Raw genomic sequence first — 21,429 nt, forward strand, 5'->3', positions numbered from 1 at the left:
CTCAGCGACTCCGGCCCGGCGGTGGCCGGAGTGTCCTCATCGGTGCGCGCCGGCACGGGGCGCCGTGAGCCGTGCCCGGGGCGTTTCCGGCAATACCGCGCGCTTTCAAGGGGCCAAGGCGCCCCCGGGCAACACAGGACCCCGGAACCGGCGCAGGGGTTCCGGGGTCCGGTCAGGGGCGGGGCGGGCCAAGGGGGTGGCCCGGCTCCCGTCGGGGTCAGACGCGGCGGAGGACGGCCACCACCTTGCCGAGGATCGTCGCGTCGTCGCCGGGGATCGGCTCGTAGGCCGCGTTGTGCGGGAGCAGCCAGACATGGCCGTCCTCCCGCTTGAACCGCTTCACGGTCGCCTCGCCGTCCAGCATCGCTGCCACGATGTCGCCGTTCTCGGCGACCGGCTGGCGGCGGACCGTGACCCAGTCGCCGTCGCAGATCGCGGCCTCGATCATGGAGTCACCCACGACCTTCAGCACGAACAGCTCACCGTCGCCGACGAGCTGCCGGGGCAGCGGGAAGACGTCCTCGACGGACTCCTCCGCGAGGATCGGGCCACCGGCGGCGATCCGGCCGACCAGCGGCACGTACGACGCGGCGGGCTTGCCGGCGGTGTCCGTCGGCTGCACGGTCGCGGCCTGGTCGGACCCCCGCACCTCGTACGCGCGCGGACGGTGCGGGTCACGGCGCAGGAAGCCCTTGCGCTCCAGCGCCATGAGCTGGTGCGCGACGGAGGAGGTGCTGGAGAGCCCGACCGCCTGGCCGATCTCCCGCATCGACGGCGGGTATCCGCGCCGCTGCACCGAGTCCCTGATCACTTCGATGACCCGGCGCTGCCGGTCGGTGAGTCCGGAGCTGTCCGCCCGGATGCCGGGAGGTCGGCCCGGCAGGGAGCGCTTGTGCGCCTCGGGATTCGTGGCTTCGTTCATCGCATGCACCGGCTCGATGCGGCCCTGGGAGCGGTCCTGGGCGGTGATGGCGGCACTGTCTGCGGTGGTGGTCACGTCGGCCCCTCTCGATGGTCTCCCTGCAGCACAACGGTAGATGCTTTCGAAAGGTTGCGCCAAACACACGTTCGAGTGAAAAATCGCGAATTGTGGCTCGCGTTCTTTCACCGAGGTGTATTGGTCGCCGCACTTCCTGCCGGACAAACGGGCCATTTGTTGTACTCTTCACCGCCGAGGTCTCCGCCGGGGCGGCGGCCTCGCGGTGCGCGGAGTCAGTCTGCCATCGTGGGGCCCCACGCGCGTGAAGCGACCCCGCCCTCTTCCGGAGCGGCACGCCCCCTCCCCGTCTCCGGCACGTCTTCTCCCCAACGGGGACGGGCCTCCGAGCGTGCGCGGGGAACGCCCGGGGGCGCCTCATGGGCAGACTTCCAGCTCCGGATTCCCCGTTCGGCGCGCGACACGCGTCTCACTCTCGATGTATGCGCCAATCCCCACATCTAGTGGTTGGATTGCAACAGCAGCCCAGAAGTTGTGGTCCCCCCGGTCTCCGAGGGCTCCGCGATCGCCTATGCTGGTGCTGCTTCGTGAGGCCCCTGGGGCCTGCGAGGTCATTGAGTCTGCTGTGAGGAGGGTTGGGATCCATGCACTGCCCCTTCTGCAGGCACCCCGACAGCCGTGTCGTCGACAGCCGTACGACCGACGACGGCACGTCGATCCGCAGGCGCCGCCAGTGCCCGGACTGCTCCCGTCGTTTCACGACCGTGGAGACGTGTTCGCTCATGGTGGTCAAGCGGTCGGGAGTCACCGAGCCGTTCAGCCGCACCAAGGTCATCAATGGTGTGCGCAAGGCGTGCCAGGGACGGCCCGTCACCGAGGACGCCCTCGCCCAGCTCGGCCAGCGGGTCGAGGAAGCGGTGCGGGCCACCGGAAGCGCCGAGCTGACCACCCACGACGTGGGGCTGGCCATACTCGGCCCGTTGCAGGAACTCGACCTCGTGGCCTACCTGCGGTTCGCGTCCGTGTACCGGGCGTTCGACTCGCTGGAGGACTTCGAGGCCGCGATCGCGGAACTCCGGCGGGCGGAGCGGCCCGCCGAGGGCGACGGGGGCGGCGACGGGGCCGCCCCGGGGAGCCAGGAAGACGACAGCGGGCAGGAGGGGACCGCGCAGGTCCCCGCGCCCGCTCCCGCCGGCTGAGCGGCGGTCCGGCCCCGGACGCGAGGGTCCGGGACCGGTTCGGCCGGCGGCGAAGAAGACCTGTTGCGGGCAGGCGAGTGGGTGCCCGCAGCATCAGACAGAACACCGTGCCACGGGAACATCGGGGCACTTCAGGGCGTTTTCGCCCGTATCAGGGAGGCGGCATGACAGAGACGGCGAGCGGTCCGGCACGTAGTTCCCGAGCCAAGGCGAGCAAGGCCGGCAAGGGACTTCGGGTCGAGCGCATCCACACCACCCCGGGGGTCCACCCGTACGACGAGGTGGCCTGGGAGCGCCGTGACGTCGTCATGACCAACTGGCGCGACGGCTCGGTCAACTTCGAGCAGCGCGGCGTGGAGTTCCCCGACTTCTGGTCGGTGAACGCGGTCAACATCGTCACCAGCAAGTACTTCCGGGGCGCCGTCGGCACCCCGCAGCGCGAGACCAGCCTCAAGCAGCTGATCGACCGCATCGTGAAGACGTACCGGAAGGCCGGCGAGGACAACAAGTACTTCGCCTCGCCCGCCGACGCCGAGATCTTCGAGCACGAGCTGGCCTACGCCCTCCTGCACCAGATCTTCAGCTTCAACAGCCCCGTGTGGTTCAACGTGGGCACGCCCCAGCCGCAGCAGGTCAGCGCCTGCTTCATCCTGTCCGTCGACGACTCCATGGAGTCGATCCTCGACTGGTACAAGGAAGAGGGCATGATCTTCAAGGGCGGCTCCGGCGCCGGCCTGAACCTCTCCCGCATCCGCTCCTCCAAGGAGCTCCTCTCCTCCGGCGGCAACGCCTCCGGGCCGGTCTCCTTCATGCGCGGCGCCGACGCCTCCGCCGGCACCATCAAGTCCGGCGGCGCCACCCGCCGCGCGGCGAAGATGGTCGTGCTCGACGTCGACCACCCCGACATCGAGGACTTCATCGAGACCAAGGTGAAGGAGGAGGAGAAGATCCGCGTCCTGCGCGACGCGGGCTTCGACATGGACCTGGGCGGCGACGACATCGCCTCCGTCCAGTACCAGAACGCCAACAACTCCGTGCGCGTCAACGACGAGTTCATGGAGGCCGTCGAGAAGGGCGGCAAGTTCGGCCTGCGTGCCCGTATGACCGGCGAGGTCATCGAGGAGGTCGACGCCAAGGCGCTCTTCCGCAAGATCGCCGAGGCCGCGTGGGCCTGCGCCGACCCGGGCATCCAGTACGACGGCGTCATCAACCACTGGCACACCTGCCCCGAGTCCGGCCGGATCACCGCGTCGAACCCGTGCAGCGAGTACATGCACCTGGACAACACGTCCTGCAACCTGGCCTCGCTGAACCTGATGAAGTTCCTCAAGGACGACGGCAAGGGCAACCAGTCGTTCGAGACCGAACGCTTCCAGAAGGTCGTCGAGCTGGTCATCACCGCGATGGACATCTCGATCTGCTTCGCGGACTTCCCGACCGAGAAGATCGGCGAGAACACCCGCGCCTTCCGCCAGCTCGGCATCGGCTACGCCAACCTCGGCGCCCTGCTGATGGCCACCGGTCACGCCTACGACTCCGACGGCGGCCGCGCGCTCGCCGGGTCCATCACCTCCCTGATGACCGGCACCGCCTACCGCCGCTCCGCCGAGCTCGCCGCGGTCGTCGGCCCGTACGAGGGCTACGCCCGCAACGCCGACGCCCACAAGCGCGTCATGAAGCAGCACGCCGACGCCAACGGCGCCGCCCCGCGCATGGACGATCTGGACAGCCCGGTGTGGGCCGCCGCCACCGAGGCCTGGCAGGACGTGCTGCGCCTCGGCGAGAAGAACGGCTTCCGCAACTCCCAGGCGTCCGTGCTCGCCCCGACCGGCACCATCGGCCTGGCGATGTCCTGCGACACCACCGGTGTCGAGCCCGACCTCGCCCTGGTCAAGTTCAAGAAGCTGGTCGGCGGCGGCTCGATGCAGATCGTCAACGGCACCGTTCCGCAGGCCCTGCGCCGCCTGGGCTACCAGGAGGAGCAGATCGAGGCGATCGTCGCCCACATCGCCGAGCACGGCAATGTGATCGACGCCCCCGGCCTCAAGCCCGAGCACTACGAGGTGTTCGACTGCGCCATGGGCGAGCGCGCCATCTCCCCGATGGGCCACGTCCGCATGATGGCCGCGATCCAGCCGTGGATCTCCGGCGCCATCTCCAAGACGGTCAACATGCCGGAGACGGCGACCGTCGAGGAGGTCGAGGAGATCTACTTCGAGGCCTGGAAGCTGGGCGTCAAGGCGCTCGCCATCTACCGCGACAACTGCAAGGTCGGCCAGCCCCTCTCCGCCAAGACCAAGGAGAAGGAGAAGGCCGAGGTCACGGAGAAGGCCGAGGAGACGATCCGCGCCGCGGTCGAGAAGGTCGTCGAGTACCGCCCGGTCCGCAAGCGCCTCCCGAAGGGCCGTCCCGGCATCACCACCTCCTTCACGGTGGGCGGCGCCGAGGGCTACATGACCGCCAACTCCTACCCGGACGACGGTCTCGGCGAGGTCTTCCTGAAGATGTCGAAGCAGGGCTCCACGCTCGCGGGCATGATGGACGCCTTCTCCATCGCCGTCTCGGTGGGCCTCCAGTACGGCGTGCCGCTGGAGACCTACGTCTCGAAGTTCACCAACATGCGCTTCGAGCCGGCCGGCATGACGGACGACCCGGATGTGCGGATGGCGCAGTCGATCGTCGACTACATCTTCCGCCGCCTGGCGCTGGACTTCCTGCCGTTCGAGACGCGCTCCGCGCTCGGCATCCACTCCGCCGAGGAGCGCCAGCGTCATCTGGAGACCGGCTCGTACGAGCCGGCCGACGACGAGGTCGACGTCGAGGGCCTGGCCCAGTCGGCGCCGCGCGCCCAGGAGCTGAAGGCGGTCTCCACGCCGAAGGCCGAGACCGAGGCGGCCAAGCCCGCCCCGAAGCAGGCCCACACCAGCGCCGAGCTGGTGGAGATGCAGCTGGGCATCCAGGCCGACGCCCCGCTGTGCTTCTCCTGCGGCACGAAGATGCAGCGCGCCGGTTCCTGCTACATCTGCGAGGGCTGCGGCTCGACCAGCGGCTGCAGCTGACGCCGACCCGCCAGGGCACTGCCCGGCGGTGAGACGGTGAGGGCGGTGGTACCGGGTTCCCGGTGCCACCGCCCTCGGGCGTCTTAGGCCCTGTACGCAGGGGCCGTTTCCCGGTGTCAGGCGCGGCGGGCGCCCATCGCGCGCGTGAAGTCGACCGGATCACCGTCGAAGCCGTGCACGCCCGCACGGAACTCCCAGGGGCCCGAGCCCTCCCGGACGAACTCCGCGACCGTGGCCGCCGTCGCGCCGAGCACGCGGCCGAAGTCGTCCTCCGCCAGCACGTCGTAGCCCTCACGGATGCGCAGCCCCGGGTTGCGCACCCCGGAGAACGTCCGCGGCGCCTGCTGTTGCTGTATGACGACGCCGACCACCACGCGCGCGTAGCGCGGGTCCAGGCGGTCCAGCTCCAGCGTCATCACCTCGTCGTACCCGAACCCCTTGCCGTCCTGGCTGTCCCGGTTGAGCGTGATGGTGCCGTCGGGGGAGCGGCTGTCGAAGTGCACCACGTAGACCGGGTCCCCGTGCGGGGCATCCGCCCCGTAGGGCGCGGCGACCAGATCGAGGTCGGTGGAGGGCTCCCCCGTCGGACTCGGATCCCACCGCAGCGCGATCTCGACCTTGCGGATCCCCTTGCCGATGCCGTTCACCCGTTGTCCCCTTCCTCGTGACCGTCCTGCCGGCACACCCCAACTACCGCAAAACCACGGCAGATTGTCCATCCTGCCACGCGTGCGCTCCCGGGCGCCGGTACGCAGTCGACGCGAGGGCGACCGGGGCCGCACTCCCTGGGCTTACGATGGCGCGGTGCTGGTCAAGTGGATTCGCTGCACCGTGGTGGACCGTCGGGGGTTCGAGCGGGGACAGCGGAAGTGGGCGGGGCTTCTGGGGGAGCCGGGATTTCGCGCGCAGGGCGGAGGCTGGAGCCGGGGGCGGCAGGACGTGGCGCACATCTTCTCCTTCTGGGAGAGCCGCGCCTTCTACGACTCGTTCATGGCCAGGTCCCACGACCGGCTGGCCTCCTCCCAGGCCGGCACCTTCAAGAACGCCCAGGTCCGACTGTTCGACCACCGCTTCGACGTGAAGACCGGGTTCGAGCCGCGCTTCACCGACGCCGATCTGATCCGGGTCGCGCTGTGCCGCGTCCACGAGGAACGCGCCGAGCACTTCGTGCTGATGCAGGAGAAGGTGTGGAACCCGGCGATGGCCGGCTCGCCCGGCATGGTGCGGGGGCTGTTCGGCGAGGCGCCAGGCAACGAATACCTCATCCTGTCGATGTGGCGTGCCGCCGCCGAACACGGTAAGTACCGCACCGAACGCGTGGAGCGACTGGCGCTGCGGGCGCAGACCGAGGCGGACGTCGCGGCCCTCGCGGGCGACCTCGTCGACATGGAGTCCGCCTGGACGGTGTGAGCGCGCTTCCGCGGTCGGGAGCGGCACACATGTGTGTGACAAATGCCGTACGGAACCCGCACGAGTGCCCGTAGCGCCCTCACCCGATCTAGGGTTTTGGCATGGCACGACCACGGCGCATCGTCCTTGTCCGGCACGGTGAATCAACGGGCAATGTTGACGACACCGTTTATGAGCGCGAACCCGACCACGCCCTCGGGCTCACCGAGCGGGGCAGGAAGCAGGCCGAGGCGACGGGCGAGCGGCTCCGCGACCTCTTCGGCCGGGAGCGGGTCAGCGTCTACGTGTCCCCGTACCGGCGGACGCTCGAGACCCTGAACGCCTTCCACCTCGACCCGGACCTGATACGCGTCCGCGAGGAGCCCCGCCTGCGCGAACAGGACTGGGGCAACTGGCAGGACCGCGAGGACGTCCGCCTCCAGAAGGCCTACCGGGACGCCTACGGCCACTTCTTCTACCGCTTCGCCCAGGGCGAGTCCGGCGCCGACGTCTACGACCGCGTCGGCGGCTTCCTGGAGAGCCTGTTCCGCAGCTTCGAGGCCCCGGACCACCCGCCGAACGTCCTGATCGTCACCCACGGTCTGGCCATGCGGCTGTTCTGCATGCGGTGGTTCCACTGGACCGTGGCGGAGTTCGAGTCGCTCTCCAACCCGGGGAACGCCGAGGTGAGGATGCTCGTCCTGGGCGAGAACGGGAAGTACACGCTGGACAGGCCCTTCGATCGCTGGCGCGATCCCGAGCCCTACCCGATCACCGGATAGGCGAGATGTACTGGAGTCGGCGAGAGCCGGATGGGAGAGTTGCGAGGCGATGACCACTGATCGTTCCCCGGAGGCGCGGCTCGAGCGCGCGCTGGCGAGCCTGCGCGGCCTGTCGGTGGGGGATGCGCTCGGCTCGCAGTTCTTCGTGCCGGTGAACTACCCCCTGCTCAAGCGCCGCGAACTGCCCGAGGGCCCCTGGCAGTGGACCGACGACACCGAGATGGCCTGCTCCGTAGTCGCCGTCCTGGCCACGCACCACCGCATCGACCAGGACGCCCTGGCCCACTCCTTCGCCCACCACCACGACTTCGACCGGGGCTACGGTCCTGCGGTCAACCGCCTGCTGCGCCTGGTCCGCGAGGGCGGCGACTGGCGCGAACTGGCCGCCGCCCTCTTCAACGGCCAGGGCTCGTGGGGCAACGGCGCCGCGATGCGCATCCCGCCCCTGGGCGCCTGGTACGCCGACGACCCCGAGCAGGCGACCCACCAGGCGGAGATCTCCGCCTACCCCACGCACCAGCACCGCGAGGCCGTGGTCGGCGCCATGGCCGTCGCAGCGGCGGCCGCCCTCGCGGCGGCGCCGGACGGACCGCCTGGCGCCGAGGACCTTCTCGACGGGGTCATCGCGCTGATCCCCGCGCGCAGTGCGGTGGGCGCGGGGCTGCGGCGGGCGCGCGACATGCTCGACTACGGCGACGCGGCCACCGTCGCGGCCGTCCTCGGCTGCGGACGGCGTACGACCGCCCACGACACCGTGCCCTTCGCGCTCTGGTCCGCCGCCCGCTCCCTGGGCGACTATGAGAACGCCTTCTGGACGACCGCGCAGGTGGGCGGCGACGTCGACACCACCTGTTCCATCGTGGGCGGGGTGGTCGCGGCCGGGCCGGCGGGGGCCCCGCCCGCGGAGTGGGTGGAGCGGGTGGAGCCGTTGCCGGAGTGGGTGACGCGGTCGGTCGAGGTCTGACGGCCTCGGTCTGTTGACGGCAGGCCGACCCCTTCGGAACTCTCCGTGTGCGACGGGAACTCTGCGTGACCGGCCGAGCGTTGTCGGTGTGTCGGCTGGTGGGCGGTGTGAGGTGCTGTGGGCCTTGCGGCGCTCGGGACAGGCTGACGCGTGTCGGTGTGGTGCCGGCGTGGGGTGCGGGCGCGAGTGTGCCGGGGGAGGGGTGTCGGATGGCCGTGTGGGCGGGAGTGCTGCTCGCGCTGTGTGCCGTGGTGCTGTCGCACGTGCTGCACGCGCGTCGGCCCGGGGTCGCCCCGCCGACCCCCGTGGAGTCGGCCGGTGCGCCGCCGGGCCGGGCGCGTGCGGTGGTCCCGTCAGCCGATGCCGGGTCCCGCCGTGCCGGACAGGGCCTCCAGGTCGCTCTTGCGGACCCGGATGACGAACCAGGCGACCGCCAGGGCCAGCACCGCCATCGCCGCCGCCGGGACGAACGCAGCGGAGATGCCCTGCGCGAGCACCTCGTGCCCCCAGGGCGCCGGAAGCTGATGGGTCTGGGCGAACTCCGCCTTCTGTTCCGCCGTCCCCTCGGCGAGGAAGGCCGGGACCTGCTTCTCCGCCTCGTCGCGGCCGGCCGTGCCGAACACCGTGGTGAGCAGCGCCAGGCCGACCGATCCGCCCACCTGCTGCATGGCGTTGAGCAGGCCGGAGGCGGCGCCTGCCTCGTGCTGGGCCACTCCGGAGACCGCGGTGAGCGTCAGCGTCACGAAGTTCAGGCCCATGCCGAAGCCGAAGACCAGCATCGGCCCGAGGATGCCGCTGACGTAGGAGCTGTCGGAGTCGATCAGCGTCTGCCAGGCCAGCCCGAGCGCGGCCAGCGTCGAACCGGTGATCATGAAGGGCTTGGGTCCGAACACCGGCAGGAACCGCTGCGAGATCCCCGCCCCGGCGGCGATCACGAACGTCACCGGAAGGAAGGCGAGACCGGCCTCGATCGGGGTGTAGCCGAGGACGTTCTGCACGAAGAGAACGATGTAGAAGAACATGCCGAACATCGCCGCGGCGAGGCTGAGCATGATCACATACGTGCCCGAGCGGTTGCGGTCGGCGAACATCCGCAGCGGCGTGATCGGTTCCTTGGCGCGGGACTCGATCAGCGCGAAGCCCGCCAGCAGGATCGCCGACGCGACGAACGAGCCGATCGTGACGGTGTCGCTCCAGCCCTCCTCGGCGGCGCGGATGAAGCCGTAGACGAGCGTGGCCATGCCGGCCGTCGACGTCACCGCGCCCGCGATGTCGAAGCGTCCGGTGTGCCGTTCGGACTCGTTGATGTACATCGGCGCCAGAACGGCGATCAGCAGGCCGATGGGCACGTTGACGAAGAGCACCCACCGCCAGTCGAGCCACTCGGTGAGCATGCCGCCCGCGAGCAGTCCGATGGCGCCGCCGCCCGCCGAGACCGCGGCGAAGACGCCGAAGGCCCGGTTGCGTTCGGGGCCCTCCGGGAACGTGGTGGTGATGAGCGCCAGCGAGGTCGGCGAGGCGATCGCGCCGCCCATGCCCTGCAGCACGCGCGCCGCGAGCAGCTGCCACGGCTCCTGGGCGAGCCCGCCGAGCAGGGAGGCGGCGGTGAACAGCAGGATGCCGGTCATGAAGACGCGGCGCCGGCCGAGGATGTCGCCGGCCCGGCCGCCGAGGAGCAGCAGCCCGCCGAAGGTCAGGGTGTAGGCGCTGACCACCCAGGTGAGATCGGTGGTGCTGAACTGCAGGGCATTCTGGATGTGCGGGAGCGCGATGTTCACAATCGTCGCGTCGAGTACGACCATGAGTTGACAGGCCGCGATGACGGCGAGGGCGATGCCGGGACGCCCTGGCCGGCGAGCCGCACCCGGCTTTGGATCCTGGAGCAAAGGAGAGGTGGTCACGATGGGTCCCCCACGGAAGAGTTAGTGAACGAGCGCGTTCACTGTTGCGTCAACGGTAGGAGCCCCCGACAGTGAACGCAAGCGTTCACTGAACGGCCGTCGTGTCGGCGCGTCCCCCTTCGGCGCCGTACGGCGGGTGCTTCATCCCCGAATGCCCGCTTCCTCTGCTCGTTGGAGAGAGTCAGATGGTTACTTCGAGCTGGGCCGCGGCCCAGGCTCAGACGGCCGCCTCCCGCCGCCGCGGCGCCGTACTGGAACGCGCGATCCTCGAGGCCGCGCTGGAGCAGCTCAGCACGGTCGGCTGGAACGGCCTGACGATGGAGGGCGTCGCCGCGGGCGCCCAGACGGGGAAGGCGGCCGTCTACCGGCGCTGGCCCTCCAAGGAGGACCTCGTCGCCGACGCCCTGCGTGCCGCACTGCCCGACTTCCGGGAGGCGCCGGACCTCGGAAGCGTCCGCGAGGACCTGCTGGAGCTGTGCCGCAGGGCCCGGGACGCCATGTTCTCCAAGCCGGGATTCGCCCTTCGCGCCGTCATTCACGAGTGCGACAACACCGAAGCCGAACGCTTCCACGCGGTGATCGTCAGCGGTCTCGTGGAGCCGACCCTCACGATGCTCCGCGAGGTGATCGAGCGCGGTATCGAGCGGGGAGAGGTGCGCCCCGACGCCGCCAACGGGTATGTCTTCGACACCATTCCGGCGATGATGATGTACCGCTCGAAGATGTGCGGCAGCGAATGGCCGGACGTCGATCTGGAGCAGATGATCGACCAGTTGATGGTCCCGCTGCTGCGCCCGCACCCCTCCTGACCGCACGCGTGATCACAAGGTGGTGACGGTGGTGTCCACAGTCCGGGAACCGGGGTGTCGCACGCCGAACCGGGCGGCGTACGCTAAGGGCGCCATGCCGTACGAACCACCTACTCACACCGTCGAGCGCTCACTCCGCGCCACGACCGGAGCGAAGATCGTTGCAGGTGTCGACGAGGTGGGGCGTGGTGCGTGGGCCGGCCCGGTCACCGTCTGCGCCGCGATCACCGGACTGCGCCGGCCCCCCGAGGGACTCACCGACTCCAAGCTCCTCACCGTCAAGCGCCGCACCGAACTCGCCGAGACGCTGCGGAGCTGGGTGACGTCGTACGCCCTGGGCCACGCGTCGCCCGAGGAGATCGACGACCTGGGGATGACCGCCGCGCTCCGCCTGGCGGCCGTCCGCGCCCTGGAGGGTCTGCCCGTCAGGCCCGACGCGGTCATCCTCGACGGCAAGCACGACTACCTCGGCGCGCCGTGGCGGGTCAGGACGGTCATCAAGGGCGACCAGTCGTGCGTGGCCGTGGCGGCGGCGTCGGTCATCGCCAAGGTCCAGCGCGACAAAATGATGGCCGAACTGGGCGCCGACCATGCAGACTTCGGTTTCGCGGACAACGCCGGGTATCCGTCCCCCGTGCACCGGGCCGCGCTGGAGGTCCGGGGACCCACCCCGCACCACCGGCTGTCGTGGGCGTATCTTGATGCGCTGCCCCAGTGGCGGCACCTCAAGAAGGCCCGCACCTGGGCGGAGGCGCGCGTCCCTGAGATCGAGGGCCAACTCGGCTTCGACTTCGGACCGGACGCTCGCACTGATGTGCCACCCGGCGCTGCCGACCGTGCCACCGTTTGATAAAAATCAGCTCATGCCTCTCATTCCCGAGGAGCCTCAGATTCACGAGAGTGCCCAGGGTCCCCGCGCCACGCCGTCCAGCGGCCGCACCGCGCCGACCCCCCGCCCCGTACCCGGTCCCCGCCCCGCGGCTCCGTCACGTCCCGGCCGTCCCGGCCCGCCGCGGCCGGCGCCTCCGGCCCAGCGCACCTCGCGTGACGCGGCCCCCGCGGCCAAGCCCGGCCCTTCGGCTGCGCCCGCTGCCGCCGACGGCCCGCAGATCCAGCTGATCCCGGCCTCCGTCGAAGGGGCGCTCGACGCCGCCGAGGAAGCCGTCGACCTGCTCCTGGACTCCGGCCGTGCCCCCGGCGACGTGCTGGTGATCACCACCGGTGAACAGCACCCGTGGGCCACCCACGAACTGTCCTTCGGTGAGGCGTCCTACTGGGCACAGCACGACGCCGGTGACGACGTCTTCTACACGGACGCCCAGGTGGCGGACCGTGCCAAGGCGCGTCCCGTCGTGGTGGTCGCCGTCAACGGCGGCCCCGAGTCCGTGACCGCCACCGCCCTGAAGGCGGCCCACTCCCGGGCCGGCGCGCTGCTGATCGTCTGCGGGGACCCGCAGCGCATCAACTCCGTGCTGGGTGCCGGGGTCTGAGCGGACGCCACGGCGCCGGTCGGCATCCGGGCGGGGGATCGTTCGTGCGTACGTGAAAGTCGGCGGCCACGGTGCCTTGTGCACCGGTGGCCGTTCGGTGCGCGGGGGCGGGCGAACGGACCGGCGTCAGCGGGCGGCCGCGCGGCGCAGCACGTCCGACGCGGCCCCTCCGGTGCGCGGAATCCGCGGCGGCGCCGCGGACATGGCGACCGGCTCCGGCTCCGAACCGGCGCTGGGATGGCGGCCGCCCCGGCCCTCACCCAGGACCTGCCAGCCGTCACGCGTCAGCGTGATGTACGCACCGCAGCGCAGCCCGTGCAGGGTGCAGGCGTCCCGCAGCCCCCACATCCAGGCTCCGTCCTCCTCCGTCCAGCGGGCGTCGCCCTCGCGGCAGTAGAGCAGGACGGCGGTGCGCACCGGGGTGCGGCGCCGCAGGTCGTGCGGGATGACCCGGCGCAGCTGGGCCAGCAGCGCGTTGCGGTACATCCAGCCGTCGGCGGAGGCGGAGCGCCGCGTGAACGACGCGCTCGCCCGGAGACGTTCGTCCGGATCGAGCACGGCGACGACCGCGGTCGCCGGGCCGGGACGGTGCCGGGCGTGCAGCCCGCTGACGACCTCGCGCGGACTGCGCAGCAGCGGGATTCCCGCGGCCGCCCACTCCGCAGGCTCGAGCACACGGTTGGCGGATACGGCGGACGACGACAGCGAAGCCGCCGAGGACGGAGCGAATCCGAAGGTCACGGTCCTCCCTTCGGCTACGCCCACACTGCGGGCGGTCGGATTCGGGGGAGCGCGCACGCAACAGAGCCCTACCTGGTCGGCGGGCGAGCCGTGCGGGTGCGTCCTTCAATTCTTCCTGTCGAACTTGGATGCGGCAACGAGCAATTGGGGCACGGGACCGTTATCGGCGGATCCGCGGCTAATATCCCCAGCCGCCGAATGCGGGCTTCCGGTCAGCCCTGTACGGCCAGTACCAGCGGCAGTACTCCCTGCGCACCCGCGCGCCGCAGCAGCCGTGCCGCGACGGCGAGTGTCCACCCCGTCTCGGTGTAGTCGTCCACCAGAAGCACCGGACCTCCGGCCCGCGCGAGTGCCTCCGCGAGCTCGGGCGGGACGGTCAGCGCGCCGGCGAGTGCCTTGAGCCGCTGGGCGCTGTTGCTGCGGGGGAGTTGATGCTGCTCGCCCGCGCTCTCCACCGTGCCGAGCAGCGGCAGCCGCCCGGTCTCCGCGATGTGCGCCCCGAGCGACCGGACGAGCTGGGGCCGCGTGCGCGAGGCGACGGTCACCACCCCGACCGGCCGGGGCTGGGCGTCGTCCACGCCGGGCGCCCAGCCGCCCGGTCCCTTGGCCCAGTCGGCGAGGACGCCCACCGCGGCCCGAGCGACATCGTCGGGCACGGGTCCGTCGGGCGCGTGCGGTGCGAGCAGCGGACGCAGCCGGTTGCCCCATCCGATGTCCGACAGCCGGCCGAGGGCACGTCCCTGTGCCGCCTGCTCGCCGGCCGGGATACGGCCCTTCAGGTCTACGCCGATCGCCGGGAGTCCGGTGGGCCACATGCGCCGCGGCTCCACCTCCACGCCCGCCTTGCCGAGGTCGGCGCGGGCCGCGTCCAGCGCCACGGCGGAGGCCTCGGCCGTGTAGCGGGCCCCCGCGCAGTTGTCGCAGCGGCCGCAGGGCTTGGCGCCCTCGTCGTCCAACTGCCGCTGCAGGAACTCCATCCGGCAGTCCGTCGTCGCCACGTAGTCGCGCATCGCCTGCTGTTCGGCCGCGCGCTGACGCGCCACCCAGGCGTACCGCTCGGCGTCGTACGTCCAGGGCCGGCCGGTCGCGATCCAGCCGCCCTTGACCCGCTGCACCGCCCCGTCCACGTCGAGCACCTTCAGCATGGTCTCCAGGCGGGAGCGGCGCAGCTCCACGAGCGGTTCGAGCGCGGGGAGGGACAGGGGCCGTTCGGAGCGCGCCAGCACGTCCAGCGTGCGGCGCACCGTCTCCTCCGGCGGGAAGGCCAGGGAGGCGAAGTACTCCCAGATCGCCTCGTCCTCCTTGCCTGGCAGGAGCAGCACCTCCGCGTGCCGGACACCGCGGCCCGCGCGGCCGACCTGCTGGTAGTAGGAGATGGGCGAGGACGGCGACCCCAGATGCACCACGAAGCCCAGGTCGGGCTTGTCGAACCCCATGCCGAGGGCGGACGTGGCGACGAGCGCCTTCACCTTGTTGGCCAGCAGGTCCTCCTCGGCCTGCTGCCGGTCGGCGTTCTCGGTCCGCCCGGTGTACGAGGCGACCACATGTCCGCGCCGGCGCAGGAACGCGGTGACCTCCTCGGCCACGGCCACCGTCAGCGTGTAGATGATCCCCGACCCGGGGAGCTGGTCCAGGTGGTCGGCGAGCCAGGCCATGCGGTGCGCCGCGTCCGGCAGCCGCAGCACGCTCAGACTGAGGCTCTCCCGGTCCAGCGGGCCCCGCAGCACCAGGGCGTCCGAGGAGCCGCCGGTGCCGAGCTGCTCGGCGACGTCGGCGGTCACCCGGGCGTTGGCCGTGGCGGTGGTGGCCAGGACGGGCACCCCCTCCGGCAGGTCGCTCAGCATCGTGCGGAGCCGCCGGTAGTCCGGGCGGAAGTCGTGGCCCCAGTCGGAGATGCAGTGCGCCTCGTCGACCACGAGCAGTCCGGTCGCGGCGGCCAGCCGGGGCAGCACCTGGTCGCGGAAGTCCGGGTTGTTCAGCCGCTCGGGACTGACCAGCAGCACATCCACGTCCCCCGCCTCGATCTCCGCCCGGACGGCGTCCCACTCCTCACTGTTGGAGGAGTTGATCGTCCGGGCGTGGACCCCGGCCCGGGCCGCGGCCTCGACCTGGTTGCGCATGAGCGCGAGAAGCGGGGAGACGATCACGGTCGGTCCGCTGCCCTGGGCCCGCAGCAGCGCGGTCGCCACGAAGTACACCGCGGACTTGCCCCAGCCCGTGCGCTGAACGACCAGCGCACGGCGCTTCTCGGCGACCAGCGCCTCGATCGCCCGCCATTGGTCGTCGCGCAGCCGTGCGGTGCCCGTGTCGTCGCCGACGAGACGGGCGAGCACCGCGTCGGCGGCCGTCCGGAGGTCCGTGTTGCTCGTGTGCTCCATGGGTCCCATACAACAGGACGGCGCCGACATCGGCTCAAGCCTGTGGACGAAGGCCGGCCTGCGGCGATGGGGGTGGCATGGACCTGATGGGACTTATCCACAGGAAAACCGGAATGTCGCAATCTGCGAGATGGTCACGACATGACGAACCAGAGCGGGACGACCGGTCCCTCCGAGAACAGTGACATCCCCATCCAGGGCGGGCCCGACGCGTCGGAGCCGCGCCGGGAAGCGGCCGTCGCCCCGGAAGCAACCGTTGGCCGGGAAGCGGCGGCGACCCGCGCCGAGGCGACCGCGCCGGTGAGCCGGGAGGACCGCCCTCCGCTCCCACCGGACCTGACCTGCACCGCCTACGAGAGCCACGGCGACCCGCAGCAGGTGACCCTGCGCACCCCGGCCGAGCTCGCCGACGCCGTGCCCTATCTCCTCGGCTATCGCCCGGAGGACAGCATGGTCCTCGTCTCCCTGCACGACACCGGAGGCCGGGGCAGGTTCGGCGGCCGGGCCAGGCTCGGCATCCCCGCCGACCCCGGTGACTGGCCCTCGGCCGCCCGCCAGCTCGCCCAGGGTCTGGTGACCGGCAGCGAGCGCCGGGGCTCCCGGCCCGAGCAGATGGTCCTCTTCCTGTGCCGGGAGCCGGGGCAGGGCGAGACCGGCCGGCAGGTCAAGGAGCGGCTGGGGCCGCTGGCCCAGGCCCTGCGGCTGGAGTGCGGAGCCCTGGACGTGCCGGTGATCGAAGCCCTCTGCATCTCCGACGGCCGCTTCTGGTCGTACTGCTGCGACGACCAAACCTGCTGCCCGGTCGAAGGGACGCCGATGGGTCTGCCCGGCACATCCGTGCTGGCCGCCGCGGCCGCCTACGCCGGGGTTCAGGTCCGTGGCTCCCTGCGCGCACTGCACGCCCGGCTCCAGCCCTGGGAAACCTCGGCCGCCCACGACCAGCGCCGCGCACTGGACGAGGCCGCGCTGAAACTGCTGCCCCGGATCGTCGACGCGGAGGACCGGAAAGCCGTCGCCGACGAGACCATGGAGCTGGCCGAGCGCCTCATGCGCCGCCTCGCCGACGCCCCACCCGTCTCCGGAACGCTCCCTTCGGACCTGCGCGACGACGAACTGATCACGTACGACGAAGCGGCCCTGGTGCTCCACGGTCTGCAGGACCGCCCCACCCGCGACCGCGCAGCGGCGTGGATGGAGGGCGACGAGGCGGCCCCGGCCCTCCGCCTGTGGCGTACGTTGGCACGCCGCTGCGTCGGCCCGTACGGGGAGTACGCCGCCGCGCCCCTCACTCTCGCCGGGTGGGTCGCCTGGTCCTCCGGCGATGAACTGGAGGCCCGGGAGGCACTCGCCATGGCCCTCGGGGCCGACCCGGACTATCTCTTCGCCCGTCTGCTGCACCAGGCGTGCAACGAGGGGCTCGACCCGGAGTCGATCCGCCGCTGCCTGCGGGGCGAGGGTGACGACGAGGACGAGAGCGAGGACGACAGCCCGGCCGAGGTGGGCGAGGCACCCGGTCACGGTGCGGGCGAGGCGCCGGAGCGGGACGCGTGCCGTGCCCCTGATCAGGACGCGGGTCCCGCGCCCCGGAGGCGCCGGATGCGGGCGTCCGGCCGCGCGGGGCGGTTCGCTCCCCGGGGAAGCGCCCCGACCGGGCGGGTGCCGCGCCCCCGCATGGCACCGGGCGGGGCCCGGCCCGGAGGCGCCGCGCGCCCCGGCGCCGTGAGCGGGCGCGGGCGCCGTCAGGAGGGTGTGCACTCGACGTCACTCAGGGAGGAGGCGGAGGAGTAGGGAGATGCCTGTACGGAAGGAGATCGGACGACGATCCGGCCGGTGAAGGGAGTGTTTATCGTCAGGCAGACGACTATGATCGCGGCATGCCCTACGACCCGTCAGCCTTTCCGCCTTTCGCCGTCACCGTGGACCTGGTCGTGCTCACCGTGCGACGTCACGCTCTGTGTGCGCTGGCGGTGCGCAGGGGAGAGCCTCCGTTCCAGGGGCGCTGGGCACTCCCCGGAGGGTTCGTACGGGCCGACGAGGATCTGGCGCAGGCGGCGGCGCGGGAGCTGGCCGAGGAGACAGGGCTGCGGGTTCATGATCCGGCCATGCCCACCCAGGACCACGGCGCCCACCTCGAGCAGCTGGCCACGTACGGCGACCCCAAGCGTGACCCGCGTATGCGGGTGGTCAGCGTCGCGCACCTCGCCCTCGCCCCGGACCTGCCGGCGCCCCGGGCGGGCGGCGATGCGAGCAACGCGCGCTGGGCGCCCGTGGACGAGCTGCTGCAGCAGGGCGGTTACGGCAGGGACGGCGAGCCGGTGGCGCCGCTTGCCTTCGATCATGCGCAGATCCTCTCGGACGGGGTGGAGCGCGCCCGTTCGAAGATCGAGTACTCCTCGCTGGCGACGGCGTTCTGCCCGCCGGAGTTCACCGTCGGTGAGCTGCGCCGGGTCTACGAGGCGGTCTGGGGCGTGGCGCTCGACCCGCGCAACTTCCACCGCAAGGTGACGGGGACCCCGGGCTTCCTGGTGCCCACCGGCGGCACCACCACCCGGCAGGGCGGCCGTCCCGCCCAGCTCTTCCGGGCCGGCGGCGCCACCCTGCTCAACCCGCCCATGCTGCGCCCCGAGGTCTGACACCGGAGAGGAGAGGGGAGGGGGCGGGGCCGGGGCCGGGACGCCTTCCCTGACCGTTCTCCCTCCGTGCAACGGGCCCTGCGGTGCCCGAAAAACCCGATATGGCGCGCTATCTTGCATCGGGTGATCCAGGCCATCGGACTGACCAGCATCCCCCGCAAAGAGCAGCCGCCCGCCGTCGACAACGTCTCCTTCGAGGCGCACGCGGGCCGCGTCACCGCTTTGCTCGGAGCACCAGGCGCGGGCAAGACGACGGTGTTGAGGCTCATGCTGGAGCTTCAACGCGGGCGCGGGATCACCTACTTCAGAGGCCGCCCGCTGCACCGCATCCCGCACCCCGCGCACGAGGTCGGCGTGGTGCTGGGCGACGTGCCGGGGCACCCCGCCCGCTCGGTTCGCGGTCACCTCCGCATGCTGTGCGCGGCCTCGGGGGTCCCGGCCCGGCGCGCCGACGAAGTGCTCGAAGCGGTGGGCCTGGTGAGCCTGCGCGACGAACGCCTCGGCAGCCTGTCGCGCGGCATGGACCGCCGCCTCGGCCTGGCCTGCGCCCTCCTGCCGGACCCGCACACCCTCGTGCTCGACGACCCCGCGCGAGGGCTCGCGGCGGGCGAGAGGCACTGGCTGCACGACATGCTGCGGGAACACGCGGCCCAGGGCGGGACGGTGCTGTGCAGCACCGCCGACCCCAAGGAGGCGGCGCGCTTCGCCGATCACGTGGTCACGTTGGACGGCGGACGGCTCGTCGCCGACCAGCGGGCCGCCGACTTCGCCCGCACGCGGCTGCGCCCCCGCGTCGTCGTCCGCAGTCCGCACGCCGCCCGCCTCTCGGTGCTGCTCGCCCAGCAGGCCCGTACCGCGCAGCGGTCCGTGGAGGTCGTACGGGAGGGCGGCAACCGCCTCTGCGTCTACGGCAGTACCTGCGCCGAGGTGGGGGAGACGGCCTTCCGGAACGGGATCGTCGTCCATCAACTGGCGGACGAGGTAGGGGACATGGGGCCGGGGGCGGGTACGGACGCGGAAGGCTCGCCGACGCCGGCGGCGGAGTCCCGGCCCGCGGCCGTAACCGACGCGCAGTCCGTTCCCGACCCGGATCCCGAAGCAGTGGCAGCCTCCGACCCCGGGCCGGAATCACCGACTCCCGAGCCTGAGGCCGCTCCCGCACCAACGACCCCGCCCGAGCCACCCCATCTCGCCCCCGACGACGACACCCCCCAGGCGGCACCCCCACCACAACCCGCCACCCCCAGCCCCGCCTCCGTCACCCTCCCGCCCCCCGTCCTCGTCCGCCCCGCGCCCACCCCCCTGCGGCCCGTCCGCTACGAGATCCGGAGGGCCGCCGGGGTGGCCACCGGTTACATCGTCGGGGCCTGCGTCCTCGCCGTGTCCGCGCTCACCGCCGTGCTGCTGGCACGCATCGGCCACACCCCGCAGCCGCGGCTGCTGGCAGCCTGGCCCGTGGAGTTGCCGCTGCCGCCCGCCGCGCTCGGGGCGGGGCTGCTCGGCGCGCTGGCGTTCGGTGACGAGTTCCGCCACCCCGCTCTCGCCGTGGACCGGGGGACCGTCCCGCGGAGGCTCGGACTGCTGACCGCGAAGCTGTTCGTCGCCTCGCTGACCGCCCTCGCCCTGGCCGTGCTGACCGTCGGCTGCACCGCGGAACTGCTCTACCTCGTCTACGGGAGCGAACTCGTCGCGCTCCCCGCGGACTGGCCCGCTCTCACCGCCGGGTGGCTCACCCTGGTCACGGGCTGCGCCTGGGCCGGAGTGCTGGCCGCGGGCGTCTTCCGGTCCACCACCGCCGGGCTCGCGGCGGTCGTCGCCGTGCCGCTTCTCGTCGTACCCGCCGTGCACACGATCACGGAGGGTCCCGCGGTGCGCGGTCCGGCGCCGCTTGCCGGGCGGTTGCGGGACGGGCTGCCGCTGCGCTGGCCCTTCGGCGGCGAGCAGCATCTGGAGGCGCTGCTGCGGCTGCTGGCCCAACCCGTGGGCGGGGCCATGGCGTTGTCGGTGCTGGCTCTCCTGTGCGCGTACGCGTTCACGGGTCTGCGGAGCCGAGTCCGATGACGTCCGTTGGAGACCGAGTTTGAGTTTCTCTGCCTTTCCCTGATCACAACTCCCCAGGAAAAGCTCATTTCTTTCCGATAAGGCGTCAATTGCGGCGAGGTGAGCGATCACCCTTTCGTGTGCTTTTCACCAAAGACCTCAAGGGAGTTGGAACCGACGCCGACAAAGGATGCGTGAGTACCCTTGCGCACACCATGATGACCGCCGCCCGCTCCGCCGACTCCGGCCTCGCGACCCCGGGCGAACTCGACCGCTACCCGTACGCGGAGACGCCCGGCACCGACCGGGGCCCGGTGTGGGACGGCGGGGATCCGGAGCTGGGCCGTGTGGGCCGGCGGACCGCGGGCACCCGCGGACGCGGGCTGCACGGACAACTGGTCCAGCAACTGGGACAGATGATCGTTTCCGGTGACCTGGGCGCCGACCGCCCGCTGGTGCCCGAGGAGATCGGCCAGCGTTTCGAGGTGTCCCGTACCGTCGTCCGCGAGTCGCTCCGCGTCCTGGAGGCCAAGGGCCTGGTCAGCGCCCGGCCGAACGTGGGCACGCGGGTGCGCCCGGTCAGCGACTGGAACCTTCTCGACCCGGACATCATCGAGTGGCGGGCCTACGGCCCACAGCGGGACGACCAGCGCCGTGAGCTGAGCGAGCTGCGCTGGACGATCGAGCCGCTCGCCGCGCGACTGGCGGCCGGACACGGCCGGGAGGACGTCCAGCAGAGGCTGACCGACATGGTGGAGATCATGGGTCACGCCCTCGGACAGGGTGACGCGCTGACCTTCGCCCGGGCCGACAACGAGTTCCACTCCCTGCTCATCCAGATCGCCGGCAACCGCATGCTGGAGCACCTGTCCGGAATCGTGTCCGCCGCGCTCCAGGTGTCGGGCGGCCCGGTCACCGGCTGTGAGCGGCCGAACGAGACCTCGCTGGCCCACCACGCCCGCATCGTCGACGCCCTCGCCGCGGGCGACGGCCCCGCCGCCGAGTCGGCCATGCGGCAACTTCTCACGGTCCACCCCGAGGTGGAGCGCGTGGTGCCCGCCCCGCGCGAGCACTGACCGCGTTTCCCCGACGGCTGGGTCCGGCCTG

Annotated in this window: 17 protein-coding genes; 12 read left to right on the forward strand and 5 right to left on the reverse strand. The window is 71.7% G+C overall.

Annotated features, from left to right (window positions below):
- Positions 1-217 precede the first annotated feature (217 nt).
- On the reverse strand, positions 218-997 hold the full coding sequence (gene lexA, locus AY578_RS24720; RefSeq protein ID WP_019526308.1) for a transcriptional repressor LexA: 780 nt from the start codon (positions 995-997) through the stop codon (positions 218-220).
- A gap of 584 nt (positions 998-1,581) precedes the next feature.
- On the opposite strand from lexA, the gene nrdR reads away from it, so the two are divergent.
- Entirely contained in the window at positions 1,582-2,136 is a 555-nt protein-coding gene (gene nrdR, locus AY578_RS24725; protein ID WP_136238806.1) for a transcriptional regulator NrdR, read from the forward strand.
- 164 nt (positions 2,137-2,300) lie between these two features.
- Entirely contained in the window at positions 2,301-5,195 is a 2,895-nt protein-coding gene (locus tag AY578_RS24730; protein WP_019526310.1) for a vitamin B12-dependent ribonucleotide reductase, read from the forward strand.
- Positions 5,196-5,311: 116 nt separating this feature from the next.
- Here the strand turns inward: AY578_RS24730 and AY578_RS24735 are convergent, their stop codons facing one another.
- Positions 5,312-5,842, reverse strand: coding sequence for a TerD family protein (locus AY578_RS24735; protein WP_258905543.1), 531 nt, complete (start codon positions 5,840-5,842; stop codon positions 5,312-5,314).
- A gap of 157 nt (positions 5,843-5,999) precedes the next feature.
- On the opposite strand from AY578_RS24735, the gene AY578_RS24740 reads away from it, so the two are divergent.
- The 3 genes from AY578_RS24740 to AY578_RS24750 all read left to right on the forward strand — a co-directional run bounded on the left by AY578_RS24740 (position 6,000) and on the right by AY578_RS24750 (position 8,330).
- Complete coding sequence (locus AY578_RS24740) at positions 6,000-6,605, forward strand: YdbC family protein (protein WP_063823439.1); 606 nt, start codon at positions 6,000-6,002, stop codon at positions 6,603-6,605.
- Positions 6,606-6,706: 101 nt separating this feature from the next.
- A complete protein-coding gene (locus tag AY578_RS24745) occupies positions 6,707-7,366 on the forward strand; it encodes a histidine phosphatase family protein (RefSeq protein WP_028960141.1) in 660 nt (219 codons plus the stop codon).
- A gap of 49 nt (positions 7,367-7,415) precedes the next feature.
- On the forward strand, positions 7,416-8,330 hold the full coding sequence (locus AY578_RS24750) for an ADP-ribosylglycohydrolase family protein (RefSeq protein WP_019526314.1): 915 nt from the start codon (positions 7,416-7,418) through the stop codon (positions 8,328-8,330).
- A 353-nt stretch (positions 8,331-8,683) separates the two neighbouring features.
- Here AY578_RS24750 and AY578_RS24755 read toward each other — a convergent pair whose 3' ends face one another.
- A complete protein-coding gene (locus AY578_RS24755) occupies positions 8,684-10,231 on the reverse strand; it encodes an MFS transporter (protein ID WP_028960140.1) in 1,548 nt (515 codons plus the stop codon).
- A gap of 185 nt (positions 10,232-10,416) precedes the next feature.
- Between AY578_RS24755 and AY578_RS24760 the strand changes: the two genes are divergently transcribed.
- The 3 genes from AY578_RS24760 (at position 10,417) to AY578_RS24770 (ending at position 12,530) form a co-directional block, all read left to right on the forward strand.
- Complete coding sequence (locus AY578_RS24760; RefSeq protein WP_028960139.1) at positions 10,417-11,040, forward strand: TetR/AcrR family transcriptional regulator; 624 nt, start codon at positions 10,417-10,419, stop codon at positions 11,038-11,040.
- A 94-nt stretch (positions 11,041-11,134) separates the two neighbouring features.
- Complete coding sequence (locus tag AY578_RS24765) at positions 11,135-11,890, forward strand: ribonuclease HII (RefSeq protein WP_051101700.1); 756 nt, start codon at positions 11,135-11,137, stop codon at positions 11,888-11,890.
- A 13-nt stretch (positions 11,891-11,903) separates the two neighbouring features.
- The gene (locus AY578_RS24770; RefSeq protein WP_019526318.1) at positions 11,904-12,530 is read left to right on the forward strand and encodes a hypothetical protein; all 627 of its coding nucleotides are present in this window, start codon (positions 11,904-11,906) and stop codon (positions 12,528-12,530) included.
- A 126-nt stretch (positions 12,531-12,656) separates the two neighbouring features.
- Here the strand turns inward: AY578_RS24770 and AY578_RS24775 are convergent, their stop codons facing one another.
- Positions 12,657-13,271: a hypothetical protein gene (locus AY578_RS24775; RefSeq protein ID WP_019526319.1), complete on the reverse strand. Its 615-nt coding sequence runs from the start codon at positions 13,269-13,271 to the stop codon at positions 12,657-12,659.
- Between the two features lie 212 nt (positions 13,272-13,483).
- Positions 13,484-15,649 carry a RecQ family ATP-dependent DNA helicase gene (locus AY578_RS24780; RefSeq protein WP_028960138.1) on the reverse strand — a complete coding sequence of 722 codons (2,166 nt, stop codon included), beginning with the start codon at positions 15,647-15,649 and terminating at the stop codon, positions 13,484-13,486.
- A gap of 141 nt (positions 15,650-15,790) precedes the next feature.
- Between AY578_RS24780 and AY578_RS24785 the strand changes: the two genes are divergently transcribed.
- From AY578_RS24785 to AY578_RS24800, 4 genes are all read left to right on the forward strand, one after another.
- Positions 15,791-17,437, forward strand: a complete 1,647-nt coding sequence (locus AY578_RS24785) for a DUF4192 domain-containing protein (RefSeq protein WP_258905548.1) — start codon at positions 15,791-15,793, stop codon at positions 17,435-17,437.
- 86 nt (positions 17,438-17,523) lie between these two features.
- Positions 17,524-18,282 (forward strand): NUDIX hydrolase, encoded by a 759-nt coding sequence (locus tag AY578_RS24790; RefSeq protein ID WP_019526322.1) that lies wholly within the window; start codon positions 17,524-17,526, stop codon positions 18,280-18,282.
- A 123-nt stretch (positions 18,283-18,405) separates the two neighbouring features.
- Positions 18,406-20,343 (forward strand): ABC transporter ATP-binding protein, encoded by a 1,938-nt coding sequence (locus AY578_RS24795; protein ID WP_258905549.1) that lies wholly within the window; start codon positions 18,406-18,408, stop codon positions 20,341-20,343.
- A gap of 173 nt (positions 20,344-20,516) precedes the next feature.
- Positions 20,517-21,398, forward strand: coding sequence for a FadR/GntR family transcriptional regulator (locus AY578_RS24800; RefSeq protein WP_026244047.1), 882 nt, complete (start codon positions 20,517-20,519; stop codon positions 21,396-21,398).
- Positions 21,399-21,429 lie beyond the last annotated feature (31 nt).

The organism is Streptomyces thermocarboxydus (genome assembly GCF_024760485.1).
GTDB lineage: Bacteria > Actinomycetota > Actinomycetes > Streptomycetales > Streptomycetaceae > Streptomyces > Streptomyces cellulosae.